This is a genomic window from Bacillus sp. LK2, assembly GCF_001043575.1.
Classification (GTDB): Bacteria; Bacillota; Bacilli; order Bacillales; family Bacillaceae_G; genus Bacillus_A; species Bacillus_A paramycoides.
In genome coordinates, this window is sequence record NZ_LDUK01000020.1 from 65,019 (window position 1) to 78,876 (window position 13,858).

The window sequence follows — 13,858 nt, forward strand, 5'->3', positions numbered from 1 at the left end:
TTTTGTAGTAAGTATAAACTTATTAGGAATCAATAGGCTGGATTTTCGCTTTATGACGTATTCTATTTTCTAAATGGCGACCGTAATAAGTAGCGATAACAATTAAGGCTCCCCCAATCCACTGTATCCAACTTAAATATTCTCCCCCTACTATAACAGCAAAAAGAACAGCAATAACTGGTTCTGTTCCCATGAGTAAGCCTGCACGTGTGGGGGATGTTTTCCGTATCATTATTAATTGAATATAAATGCTAACAACGTACCGAAAATCGCCAAATATAGTGTTAAAATCCAAAAGTTGATGGGAAACGTTAAATTTAGTGCACTCGGTCCATGCATCCCTAATGATAAACCTCCCATAATAATAGCAAGACATCACCGCAGTAATGATAGATTTCACGCGCTGCTTCTTCTCCGCCATGTAACATCTTCATATGAAACTCTGTAATCATTAATACTTTGTCGATAAACTCCCATTCGTAACCAAGTTCTATTAAAAAGCGGCAAGCGATATGGGTACTGACATACTCGTGACCATAATACGAATGGTACCCCTTTAGTTTTTTAAATTGATCTGACACCTCGCATAACATAAAAAACGAGATGCGATTACATCTCGTTTTTTTACGCCCTTTATTTTTATCATCCACCTTATGTTACTTAGATCGTGGACAAACTAAAAGCTACACTCAGATATTTGTGGTACTCCATTTTTTAGTACCGGTATTTTTCTAGATACTTTTTAAGCAATATTGGGATTAGCTTTTTTACCAATCCACATACCTAAGCCCACCATGCCAAGCCAACAGCAAATTGCTAACATAAACATCAATCGTTGTACGGATAACCCTTCAATCTGCATTTGACTCTTCCCAACAATTGTTTGGAAAAGTTGCGACCATTCGACATCATAAAACACCCCTACTCCCACAATCACAATCAAAATAAAAAATTGCAAAAATATATTCCCCATATTTCTCCATGTTGTGTAAATGAGTAAAGAAAGCTCTCTTTGTGTAGCATTCACCATATATACTTTCATATTATTTTGAGAAGAAATACTATTAATGGCATAGCTCCCAAATGTAACGCTAAGGACTATAAATATTGGAGAATAAAACCCGAATATCATGATTAAGGTACTTACTAAAAACAAATGGATTGGATTAAGTTTCTTAGCAGCTTTGATATCTAAAAATATGGACATCAAAACCCCTAATAGGTATGGACCAACTACAATGAAAATACAGGTTAACATGTTATAGAAAGTAAAACTATAAAAAATACCCATCAAAAATAAATATCCATTTCCTAATCCAAGTAAAAATGATTCTGCCTTTAATCGAATTGGTAAAGAAGATGAAAGTTTATGAAAGAACTTTCCTTTCAACAAACTCAAAAACATGAAACAAATAAGCGCTATAGAGAGCAGAAAAAAATAGAAAATATATTGTTCATTATTTATGTTACGACTTGTTCGTATCATAAGAATAAGCATTGAGACAAAAAGAAACTTTCCTACTACCGATACGATGGAGATAGGTAAAAACCCTTTGGCTAACTCCGTTCTCGGCATCATTTTTATAGCAAAAAGGATACTGATTAAACAAATCCCATATATGCATGTTATCAGCGGCGGCGATAGAAAACTAATCGCTAACAATACGATGATTAGTAATAGAAAAACGATACCAATAATAATCGCTTGTTGATTTTTATTATAAATCTTTCCCCCGCCTTCAACATGTAGAAACAATAAAGTACTCGTCATGGTAGAAATTGTACTAACTGCAAAACCAGAAACTAACGCACTTATTTCTAGCCATTTTGAACTCCATCCAAAGAAAGTAACACTAAGTAATGATACTATCAGAATAGAAACAGCCCAATATAAGGAGCGTTGAATCCCAGCTTTATTCACAATAGGTATCCAGATAAACACACCCGTCATATAGGTTGTATAAAACAAGATTGATGGCCAGTATCCCTCAAAGCCTTTCGAAATCTGTAATCCATAAACAATGTAAATAAGCATGGGTGTGAAGATAGTCGTTATTAGTAGACTAAATGTAGTTATACTTTGCACCACAAGTCTTTTTTGTTTTGTCGTATGTATCGTATAACACCTCACTTAAAATGAAATCAGTAGTTGTTATTACTTATTCTATCCGAAACGAGGTTGTTATATATGCGCTATCCAATTGAAATTCCCATTACGAGGGAACTCAACCTAAATCCATATTAAATTAAGTGGACTTCAAAAAAGGTGGATTTTGTGATTCTTATAAATAAAATTAATGGATATATTCAATAAATGGAACAAATGTGTTACCTAGATTGTCTATTACGTATAAAAAAGGTGTTCTTGGTAGTTCTCTCATTTTGTAACGTAAGAAATACAAGAGGATTGCTATCCTGTACATTTGTTAATTGTATCGGTATGTAAAATGCCTAAACAAAATCCATATATTCTTGAAAGAGGTTGAAAATGCATGATAGTTTCAAAGAAGTTTTTCCCCATTTCACATTATAAAAAGATGCTACCTGTAGTATTACTTTCATGTGCAACGCTTATAGGCTGTTCCAATAGTAATACTCAATCTGAATCCCCAAAACAAACCAAACAAGAACACATAAGTAATCAATCTTTTGTTAAACTTGAAAAAAAATATGATGCTAAACTTGGTATTTATGCACTGGACACCGGTTTGAATCAAACTGTTACTTATCGTTCAGATGAACGGTTTGCATACGCATCTACCCACAAAGCCCTTGCTGTGGGAGCACTGTTACAAAAGAAATCAATAAAAGATTTAGATCAAAGAATTAAGTATACTAGCAAAGATCTTGTGAATTACAATCCAATTACTGAAAAATATGTAGATACAGGTATGACTCTGAAAGAGCTTGCGGATGCTTCCATTCGATATAGCGATAATACTGCACAAAACCTTATTCTTAAACAATTAGGTGGGCCAAGTGAATTCAAAAAATCACTGAGAGAAATAGGAGATACTGTCACAAATCCTGAACGTTTTGAACCAGAATTAAACGAAGTACAGCCAGGAGACACTCGTGATACTAGTACCCCAAAGGCATTAGCTACTAGTCTTCAAGCTTACGCGCTAGGCGATATACTTTCAATTGAGAAACGGAACTTTTTAATAGATTTGATGAAAAAGAATACTACGGGGGACAACTTAATTCGTGCTGGAGTTCCAGGAGAATGGAAAGTAGCCGATAAGACTGGCTCTGGGCCTTATGGAACAAGGAATGATATCGCAATCATTTGGCCACCAAATAAAAAGCCAATTGTTCTTGCAATACTTTCTAATCATGCTAAAGAGGATGCGAAATACGATGATAAACTTATTGCAGGCGCAACCAAAATAGTGTTAGATTCTTTAAAAGTAACGAATAAATCATAGTAATGAATTTAAGCTGCTCCTACTTTACTGCACATATACGTATCTAAACGTTAAGAAGTATAAGTGAATTTATCCAAATTATTCAATATCGAATAATAAGCATCTCTTGTTAAAGGTTTACTATGTTTTAAATGAGCAAATACTTTAGTATATATAGCTTTTGAGTAATCAAGTTTTAGTTTTTTGAAATATAGTATACAGTACTGGAAAAGAAAATCATCCACTATAATTGTCGAATCACTTTTATTTCGTCTAATATTCTGTACTTAGTTATCTTCAGGCTGATATATTATACATACAATAGTGCTAGAAAGGTGATGATGTTATGTATGAACAGCAAAATAATAGGGATAGAGATCAAAAAATGATGTTTTCTATGCAAGGAGTTCCCACAAATAAAGTTAACATGAATCAATTACCAAAATGGATTAGAATTTTCGGCTATTGTGCGTTTGGTTGGATGATAGTATTTAGTTTAATTATGATTGTAGGTTTAATTCTTCAATAACTATACAGATAAACAGTTAAACGGGACAGTATTTAGATTATACATCTAGGTAATGTCCCTTTTTTTATATGTAATTCCTCAATGATATAGTTAACCGATCATAACAAAAAGAACCTGTAGAATATCCTACAAGTTCTTTTTCAAATATTGTTAAAAAGGGAACAACAAACTATCTTAACATTCAATACAGGGAGACCATTTTGATTATGGCTTGTTTTTATTGTATATCAAATATAAACATTTGCAGAAGTTTATTTTCGAAAATTGTGTGAATTGAAAAGCTACTGTGTTTATATTAGATTTCGTTTACTACCAACTTCTTCTTACTTAAATAAACTGCACGATCTGATTTTTTAGCAACTTCCTGTGAGTGCGTCACAACAATAATACATTTATTTTCTTTATGTGCAAGTTCTTGAAACAGTTCTATTATATCCATTGCCGTTTCTTCGTCGAGGTTTCCTGTCGGCTCATCCGCAATCAGTAAATCAACATTACAAGATAACGCTCGAGCGATTGCTACACGCTGTTGTTGCCCGCCACTTAGTTGCAGAACGTTACGTTTCGCTTCTACTTCAGTAAGTCCTACTTTCTCTAATAATTCTAATGCCCTTGCCGTTTTATTTTGCACTTTAACACCTGTAATTTCCATTGCTGTTAGGACATTTTGAAGAGCAGTCATATAGGTAATCAAATTATAAGATTGGAAAATTACAGATACATTTTTATTACGGTATCGATCCAAACCGATTTTTCGAATATCTTTGCCATTATACAGTACATAACCATTTTTAGGGACATCCAGACCACAACCTAAGCTCAGAGTTGTGGTTTTACCAGATCCAGATGGTCCTAAAATCGTGTAGAAATGCCCTTTTTGAAAAGAAAAGTTAACATTATCTAGTATCGCTACATTTTTCCCATTACTTTCATAATAATAATCCAAATTTTTAAATTGTAAAATCGTTTCCATATCGAGCCTCCCTATTCATCTTTTAAAAGAATTTGTTTTGGATTTAAGCGTAGAATAGATAATGCTGGAAGAAGTGTTGCTAATATAGCAATAGCTAGTCCAATCCCCCCCATTTTCCCTACATCTTCTCCTGTTACACTTACATCAATTTTATCAATTGGATCTTCTTTTTGGTTTTGTAGAGTACCACCAGGTCCAGACATCATTACAGTACCATTTTGCGAGGTGTCTGTTTCTTCGCTTGCTGTAGCAATTTCACTCGAAAGTAAATTATCCCCTATGAATTGAGAAACTTTAGCTCCTGTTGTTATGGATAATCCAAATGCTAAAATAGCCACACATACTACTTCTACTACGAACTGCGCCATCAGTTTCCACTTTTTCTCTCCAATAGACAACAGAATCCCCATTTCCTTACGACGTCCTTTTATTGATAACATAATGATTAATCCTAAAATAATCGCACCTGCAATTGATACAATATAAATAATCATTTGAGAAGTGGATGAGATATTTTCGATAGGTCCAATCATTTGTTTGTACAATGAATCATGCGCATCTAATTTAAAATAATTAAAATCAATATCAGATTTTTTTGCTTCTTTTTTAAATGCATCAATGTCTTGTGGATCTTTCAAGAAATACACGACTTGAATGCTACTCATACCTTGATCTACTTCTAATTTTTTCATAGTTGAATGCGGCATATATAGTTTATTAGCTGGATCCATTATAGGAGGGGCCTGTTGACCCATTGCTTGCTCAGTCGTTTCGTAAATACCGATAATTTCAACCTCGAGGGTTTCCTTCTTATCCCCTGATTGCACTTTAACTTTGTCTCCTACTTTCAAATTGTTTAATTCCGCTAATCGTTTTTCCATTAAAGCTACATTCTGATCTTTCATCTGTTCTGTAATTGGTTTCCCATCAATGATTTTACTTTTTCCATTTTTAAAGCTTTCTTGTAATGCAGTCTTGCGAACTCCCTCAATCATAAAAGAAGCATTCATATCTATTTCTGTACCGGAACTTGAACCGCCTCGTACAGCCGCCATTCCCGCTTTACCTTTTCCTTCTTCTCCTTCTGAAGCTCCTACTAGTTTAAGTCCATCAGAAATTCCGAAAGTATTGGTTATGTAATTATAGTCTTTTACATACCTTGACTTCGCTAATTGATCTGCTTCATTTGTATTGAGCTTCGGCGGATTAGGCATCTCTCCAGTTTCCCGAGCTTGTTGACCTAATTTGTCAAAATCAAGACCTAAAGTAACATCTGCCCCCAGTTTTTTTCTTGCTGCATCAGCAGCTTTTTTTGATGCATTTTGGATTGTGAATCCTGCCAACACTAAATTTGTAACAATTAGGAAGACTGCCATCAAAATTAATGATGTTCCTACTCTTTTTTTCATACTGAGAATTGCTCGTTTCATAAAATTCATTTTTTCTTACCTCCTTGATAACTTGTATTCTATATAGGTTATCTAGAGTCTATATGGAGCTAATCGGTAGTTTATCTAGAGATATAAGGAGTTTATGTGTAGTTATGCATTGACCTGGTCAAGAAAAACTGGAGCACAATTTCAAAAACGCAATCGTTTTTGAATATTGGTAAGGAGTCACTCCATTTAAGGCACTTATAGAAAAAAGAAAGAGTTAAGCTTTATTTAATGTATATAACATACAAATTTATGTTTGTTATGTAATTTTTACGCAACAAAGAAAAAGCATCCTATTTGGATAGTTATATGGGTATTTATTAATGTCTTTCATAGAAAGCACGTCACTTCAAAAGGTTTACCTTTTAATACGAAAAAAAGAAAGTTAATATTCTCTTATAATAATGAGAATATTAACTTTCTTTTTAGATTTTAGTATAAATTATTTATGGTTTTATTTTATTACTAGCTTTATAATATAATATACAAATTTATCACCTATTTTTATAATTCAAGCACCTAATATTAGGAAAAGAGAACATTTGATAAATTGATATTCTTCTAGAAATACATTTAGATTATTCATGATGTATAATCCTTTTAATATTTTATAATTAATTTACAGCATAAATAAAACATAAATTTTGCCCACGTTTAAAACAATATGTATTTTGGAGGAGGTTAATTTGGTTTTTTCAAAACTCATTGATCGATACGCCTTGTATGATTTGCACAAAAAAAGAAGTGTAGAGTTTCAATATACTTCTCTTTCTAACACTTCACTAGATATAAAGGACATAAAATTTTTTTATAAAGTAAAACCATCTGATATTCATATTAACATTAAGCATTCTAAACAGGAAAAGGAATACATGGTTGGACAATTCAAATATAAAAGCTCGGTTCAATCTGGTGATTCACGCAACGACTCTGTAACTGGGGAATTATTTTTACATAAAAATGAAGATGCACCTCATGTCATCTTTGTTCACGGTTGGAGAATGGATTCTAACGAACGTGTAAAAAAAATATTTCACGGCCATATGACTAACTTGAAGTGGAATATGTATTATTTCACTCTACCATATCATTTTGAAAGAAAACCCAACCAATCCCTATTCAGTGGAGAGTACATGGTAAGTGCTAATATTGAACGAACTGTACAAGCCACTAGACAAGCGGTAGCTGATTTACGAACTTTGATTAAATGGATTAAAGCAAATAAAAATGGCCCCTTAATTCTAATAGGAATCAGTTTAGGTGGGGTTATTACTAACCTAACAGCTCTTGTTGAATCAGAGATTGATGTATTAGCATCCATTTTCTACGCGAATCGACTATCTTATTCAATTTGGAAGTCAAATCCAGGTAAATTTATTAGAGAAGACTTGGAACATCATGGTATAACGTATGATGATTTAATAGATTATTGGAAAATCACTGAACCGAGTCAAGCATTACCAAAAGTAAAAAAAGAAAATATTTTATTAATTTCAGGCAAGCACGATCTATATGTGCACTCTGAGGATACGGACTACTTGTGGGAATCCTGGGAAAGACCTACACGATATATTTATACATGTGGACATGCCGGGATTGTTCTTAAACGTAAAAAAATTGCAATTGATACTATCGATTTTATTCGGAATCGATTGAACTCCCCGTACTTACCCAATGACATGCATTAAGACGGGAGATTACTAAGTACAGAATCTTATACTTGCAATGTTTCATTTTATACCAAGCTCATTTTTAAATCTTCCTTTCTACTGGTATCTCCCTTAACCTTACACGATTGGAAAATGAAATAAAGTATAGGAAAGAACTAAGAAACAAACTCGCCATATGAAAAAGCGCTACTCATCATTTTCACCAGTGGCTCCTTTTTATCAAAAGAAATTATTGTTGTTTACCCTTTATATGCAATATTACATATAAAAATCTTTATTTGTTCTGTTATAATTTTAAGAGTAAATTATTCATCCATTAATTTACACCATCCATATCTACAGTTATGGAAACCCTAATTACACATAAAAAAGAGAAGAACCTTGGTGAGTTCTTCTCTTTTTGTTTATTTTTTATTAAATTGTAATATAATTACAGTATGTGAAATTATACTAATTTAACTTTAAAAGCGAAGTGAAAACAACCTTCACTTCGCTTTTTGCATTTGCAATCCTTATTCAACTTGCTCAATTCAGTATACACTTTCACATTATTTGCTTTTATTTAATCGGCTTTTCTGATTTTAAAACAAATGAACTTAATGCAGGAACTTTAATTTTATTGTCATGGACAACATAAAGTGTTTTACTTCCCGCCTGCTTACCGTCTACTAGTACTTTCCATGGACCTTTCGATGGGAGCGTTATGTCAACCGCTTCTCTATTTGCATTGTGAGCCACCATAAAGTATTCAGTTTTATTCCCATTGCCCTTTCCATCTATTATATAAGCTACAACATTTTTTGGAGCATCAATAAAAGATATATCCTTTTTAATTTGCTCTGCAGATGTCATTCGAAAAGCTGGGTATTTTTTGCGTAAATCTATTAAGCCCTTCATATACTCTACTTCATTATTAAACGCTGCACGGCGCAACCAATCCATTTGGTTAATTGAATCAGGAGATTTGTAACTGTTATGATCACCATACTTTGTGCGCATAAACTCTTGTCCTGCATGTAAAAATGGAATACCTTGCGATGTTAATAAAATAGAAGAAGACAATTTATGCATTTGTTTTCGCACTTCTTCACTGTCACCTGAATTAGTCAACTCAAGTTTATCCCATAATGTATGATTGTCATGTGCTTCCACATAAGTAAGCACCTGCTCTGGATCTTGATAGGTAGACGAATTTGTATCATAGTCAATACCTGCCGTAATGCCTTTTTTAATACGGTCTTCCATGTTTTGCTTTCCATTTACAAAACCATTATCTTTATCCTCAAATACACTGCCTTTCAATCCATCACGTATATTATCGTTAAAATGAGCAATCCCTTTCATTTTCTCTGCATTTTTTTGATTTGCTTTCAACTCAGCGGCAAGTGGTGTATTTAAATCCCAACCTTCTCCATGTAGTATAATAGAAGGATCGATTTGATTAACGCTTTTACGTATCTCATTCATCGTTTCAAAATCATGAATACCCATTAAATCAAAACGGAACCCATCTAAATTATATTCTTTTGCCCAGTATGTTACAGAATCAACCATAAATTTCCTCATCATTTTTCGTTCTGAAGCTGTATCATTTCCTACTCCAGTTCCATTTGCAAATGTTCCATCTTCATTGTAACGATAATAATAACCTGGAACTAACTTATGAAAATTAGATTCAGCGGCATTATACATATGGTTATATACTACGTCCATCACAACACGAAGATTATTATCATGCAGTGTTTGAATCATTTGCTTTAATTCAGTTATTCGAACAGCCGGCTCATAAGGATTTGTAGAATAGGAACCCTCTGGGACGTTGAAATTTTTCGGGTCATATCCCCAGTTATATTGTGGTTCATTTAAAGTCTCTTCATTTACTGAAGCATAATCAAATATCGGTAAAAACTGAACGTGAGTAACACCAAGATCTTTAATATAATCAAGTCCTGTTTTTACACCTTCAGGCCCTTTTGTTCCTTTTTCCGTTACACCTAAATATTTCCCTTTATGCTTAATACCACTTTCAGGTTGGATGGAAAGGTCGCGTACATGCAATTCATAAATAATAGCATCTTCCGGATTTTTAAATTTCGGTTTTTTGTTTGCTTTCCAGTTTTTCGGATTTGTTTCTTCTAAATCAACGACTGCACCTTTATCGCCATTTACAGAAGCAGCACGCACATACGGATCAACCGCTTCAGTCCACTTATCACCAATTTTCACCTTATACGTATAAAAGAGACCCTTTTGGTTCCCTTTAAGTTCTGTTATCCAAGTTCCTTTTTCACCCTGTTGCATGTTTATTTCAGTACCTATTTTATCGCTCCATTTTTTATATGTAACTAACTTCGCTTCACTCGCAGTAGGAGCCCATAAACGGAACTTTGTATGTTGTGGAGTATATATATTCCCTAGATCATTACCACCATAATAAAATAAATTATCAAATTCCTCGCTACGAATGACTTTACCGATTTCAGTATTCGCATCAGCGAAGTTTTCTATTTTAACTTTGTATGTTTGTTTTAAATCAATTTTCTGTTCCGTAATTATTTTAACTTTATTAGTAATATCCCCACCATTTGTATCAAAAGGACTAATTCCCTTAATTTTAACGCCCTCAATTTCAATTTTCTGTTCCTTAATATTAAACGGAACATTAGTAGTTACAGTGATTTCATTGAAACTGTCAATAGTAGCTTTTTGAATAGAGAGTTCAGAAGAAGGCTTAGAATCATATACTTTTTCATCGCCTGAAAGGACCCATACTTCAGCACGACCGTCCTTTATATTTTCAATCCAGCGATCACCACCATCTTTTTCCCATTCATTCGTGCGAATTATAAATCCTACACGATTATAGTCACCATCTATTTTTATCTTAGCGTACTTTCCAAATTCATCTTCACCATTAAATTCATAAGATTTACCATTTGCATTTTCTCCCCATATCCAAAGATTCCAGTCTTTTGTATTTCCAGACTTCTCTTTGTAATGAATGATAATTTCAGTAGTTTTCGAATTTGAAACTGCCTTCACACTCTGAAAAGAGAAAACAGATGATAACATAACGATAATGGTAAGTAATAAAAACGATTTGTTAATTAATCTTTTTGTAATTCGCACCACATACACCCTTTCTTTAAATATTACGAGCGATTTATTATACTCATACTAAATAACACTGCTTAAATTAATCTAGAAATCTCTTTTACTTCACCTCCATATTTGCTATTTTCACATACGTATTTCAATGATCTTTTAATACGAAAGCGTTTGCATTAAATATTAAAAAAATAGATTTGTTTATACCTTCTTATATTTGTAAATACTAAAAGATCAGGGAAATCATTTTAAAGCAATCGTTTGTTATCGCTTTCATTCTATAGCACTTACTACTAAGAGGTCAATATATTATTAATTTTCTGTTTTTACTAATTTCATTTATGGTTAAAGTCACAACTTATTGAAGTTAGACAGAGTGAATAGTATTTAAATTTGAAAATAAACTTATCTTCTAGACAAAATAAGTTTATTTCCGCTAATGCCTTGCTACATTACAAACAAACAGCTAATATCATATCAAGATATTAGCTGTTTGTTTGTAATGTATTAATATATGAATGAAAACTATATTTCTAACTTACTTAATTATAAAACTTATTTAAACTTATATTTCGGATATGAAGTTATTTGTTATTTTGTATTTTTTTAATCGGTACAAATATAGCACTGATTTTTCGATAAAACTGGTACATTCACTTCCAATGAACGACTTGATAAATATTGCAAAATATGAATTTCAGCTTGAATAGCTTCTGTACTTTTTTCTTCTTTTTCTACAAATCTAAGAAAAAAATGCTCACCATTGTTTTGAAAAATAAATACAAAATTTGAGCTAGCACGCATGTAATAAAGAGTACCTTCATCGTGTTCCCAGTTTGTTAAAATATTTTCAGCAAAAGAACTTCGCCATTCTTCATCAACAGTTACGACCACTTTTAACATCGTACTTAATTTCATCATACAATCCACCTCATCACGTTTTTAAACAATGTGGAAATGTACTTTATGTATGATGTATAAAATACTGCTTAATACTTATTAATGTATACACCATCAATTATGTGAGAAAGATCTAGATGTATTTCCACATGTTTCTCTTTTAAAGACTTCATCCGATCTACTCACCTCCTTTTATTCGTTAAGAAAATTATAACAATTAAGAACATGTTCTATCAATCAAACATTAAATAAATGTAAAAAATCACCCTATTCATTCATTTTTAATGCGTATGTATGTACATTTGTTAATTTATTCGATATATTATGGGTATTGAATGATTACGAAAAATTTATAGGTCGCTTATATAACACCTTATATTTTTATATCCGTGAAAACTACAAAATGTATGAAATTCCATTTGTCAAATGAATTTAATGCGGAAGGAGGTTTGTGGTTATTTCATCGGGATATAATAATCAGTTTTATTGAACTGATAAAAATACAGGAGGCGACATGATGTTTCGTACGATTTCAAACTTTATGAGAGTGGCTGAGATAAGAAACAAAATTCTTTTTACACTAGCGATGTTAATTGTTTTTCGAATTGGCACGTTTATTCCAGTTCCTCATACTAACGCAGAGGTATTAAAAGTACAAGATCAAGCCAACGTTTTAGGCATGCTGAACGTATTTGGCGGAGGAGCACTGCAACACTTCTCAATCTTTGCTGTAGGTATCACACCATATATTACAGCTTCTATTATTGTACAATTACTACAAATGGACGTTGTACCTAAATTTACAGAATGGGCAAAACAAGGAGAAATGGGCCGCAAGAAATCAGCTCAATTCACTCGATACTTTACAATCATTCTCGCATTCATACAAGCCATTGGAATGTCTATTGGCTTTAATAATATAGCAGGCGGACAATTAATAACAGATCCAAGCTGGACTACATACTTATTTATTGCGACAGTTTTAACTGCTGGTACTGCATTTTTACTTTGGTTAGGTGAACAAATTACCGCTAACGGCGTCGGTAATGGAATCTCAATGATTATCTTCGCAGGTCTTGTTGCAGCGATTCCAAACGTTGCAAATCAAATTTATTTACAACAATTCCAAAACGCGGGCGATCAGTTATTTATGCACATCATAAAAATTGTCTTAATTGGACTTGTTATTTTAGCAATTGTTGTAGGTGTTATTTACATCCAACAAGCTGTTCGGAAAATACCTATTCAATATGCAAAAGCTGTTTCAGGAAACAATCAATATCAAGGAGCAAAAAATACTCATTTACCTCTTAAAGTAAATAGTGCAGGTGTTATCCCTGTCATCTTTGCTTCTGCCTTTTTAATGACGCCGCGTACAATAGCGCAGCTCTTCCCTGATTCAAGCGTATCTAAATGGATAATTGCGAACTTCGATTTCGCACATCCAATTGGAATGACACTTTATGTAGGTCTTATCGTTGCTTTCACATATTTCTATGCATTCATTCAAGTGAACCCTGAACAAATGGCTGAGAATTTGAAAAAGCAAAATGGATACGTACCTGGCATTCGTCCAGGTAAATCTACAGAACAATATGTAACAAAAATTTTATATCGCTTAACATTTATTGGCGCAATTTTCTTAGGAGCAATTTCAATATTGCCACTTGTATTTACGAAAATCGCTACATTACCGCCATCTGCTCAAATCGGTGGTACAAGCTTACTTATCATCGTAGGTGTAGCATTAGAAACGATGAAGACGTTAGAAAGCCAACTTGTGAAACGTCATTATAAAGGATTTATAAAAAAAGTGAATTAATTACGAAAACACA

The 13,858-nt window shown here is 32.9% G+C and carries 11 protein-coding genes; 4 read left to right on the top strand and 7 right to left on the bottom strand.

Annotated elements, in window-relative coordinates:
• Nucleotides 1-22: 22 nt before the first annotated feature.
• The 3 genes from VK90_RS31240 to VK90_RS14750 form a co-directional block, all read right to left on the bottom strand.
• Complete coding sequence (locus tag VK90_RS31240; RefSeq protein ID WP_048373836.1) at nucleotides 23-421, bottom strand: EamA family transporter; 399 nt, start codon at nucleotides 419-421, stop codon at nucleotides 23-25.
• Nucleotides 342-650, bottom strand: coding sequence for a hypothetical protein (locus VK90_RS28730; RefSeq protein ID WP_231595866.1), 309 nt, complete (start codon nucleotides 648-650; stop codon nucleotides 342-344). The genes VK90_RS31240 and VK90_RS28730 overlap by 80 nt, the downstream gene beginning before the upstream one ends.
• Before the next feature lie 92 nt (nucleotides 651-742).
• Nucleotides 743-2,035, bottom strand: a complete 1,293-nt coding sequence (locus tag VK90_RS14750; RefSeq protein ID WP_048373898.1) for a hypothetical protein — start codon at nucleotides 2,033-2,035, stop codon at nucleotides 743-745.
• 457 nt (nucleotides 2,036-2,492) lie between these two features.
• Here VK90_RS14750 and bla point away from each other — a divergent pair, with 457 nt between their 5' ends.
• Nucleotides 2,493-3,428 (top strand): class A beta-lactamase, encoded by a 936-nt coding sequence (gene bla / locus VK90_RS14755; protein WP_048373838.1) that lies wholly within the window; start codon nucleotides 2,493-2,495, stop codon nucleotides 3,426-3,428.
• Nucleotides 3,429-3,753: 325 nt separating this feature from the next.
• Nucleotides 3,754-3,936, top strand: a complete 183-nt coding sequence (locus VK90_RS14760; protein ID WP_002172101.1) for a hypothetical protein — start codon at nucleotides 3,754-3,756, stop codon at nucleotides 3,934-3,936.
• Nucleotides 3,937-4,231: 295 nt separating this feature from the next.
• Here VK90_RS14760 and VK90_RS14765 read toward each other — a convergent pair whose 3' ends face one another.
• Together VK90_RS14765 and VK90_RS14770 are read right to left on the bottom strand one after the other, a co-directional pair.
• Nucleotides 4,232-4,909, bottom strand: coding sequence for an ABC transporter ATP-binding protein (locus VK90_RS14765; protein WP_048373840.1), 678 nt, complete (start codon nucleotides 4,907-4,909; stop codon nucleotides 4,232-4,234).
• Between the two features lie 11 nt (nucleotides 4,910-4,920).
• Nucleotides 4,921-6,348 (bottom strand): ABC transporter permease, encoded by a 1,428-nt coding sequence (locus tag VK90_RS14770; protein ID WP_048373842.1) that lies wholly within the window; start codon nucleotides 6,346-6,348, stop codon nucleotides 4,921-4,923.
• Nucleotides 6,349-7,031: 683 nt separating this feature from the next.
• Here VK90_RS14770 and VK90_RS14775 point away from each other — a divergent pair.
• Nucleotides 7,032-8,033: an alpha/beta hydrolase gene (locus tag VK90_RS14775; RefSeq protein ID WP_048373843.1), complete on the top strand. Its 1,002-nt coding sequence runs from the start codon at nucleotides 7,032-7,034 to the stop codon at nucleotides 8,031-8,033.
• A gap of 540 nt (nucleotides 8,034-8,573) precedes the next feature.
• On the opposite strand, the gene pulA is transcribed toward VK90_RS14775, so the two are convergent.
• Nucleotides 8,574-11,144, bottom strand: coding sequence for a type I pullulanase (pulA, locus tag VK90_RS14780; RefSeq protein ID WP_048373845.1), 2,571 nt, complete (start codon nucleotides 11,142-11,144; stop codon nucleotides 8,574-8,576).
• 585 nt (nucleotides 11,145-11,729) lie between these two features.
• Complete coding sequence (locus VK90_RS14785) at nucleotides 11,730-12,044, bottom strand: hypothetical protein (protein WP_156185422.1); 315 nt, start codon at nucleotides 12,042-12,044, stop codon at nucleotides 11,730-11,732.
• A gap of 496 nt (nucleotides 12,045-12,540) precedes the next feature.
• On the opposite strand from VK90_RS14785, the gene secY reads away from it, so the two are divergent.
• Complete coding sequence (gene secY, locus VK90_RS14790; protein ID WP_002172094.1) at nucleotides 12,541-13,845, top strand: preprotein translocase subunit SecY; 1,305 nt, start codon at nucleotides 12,541-12,543, stop codon at nucleotides 13,843-13,845.
• Nucleotides 13,846-13,858: the final 13 nt, after the last annotated feature.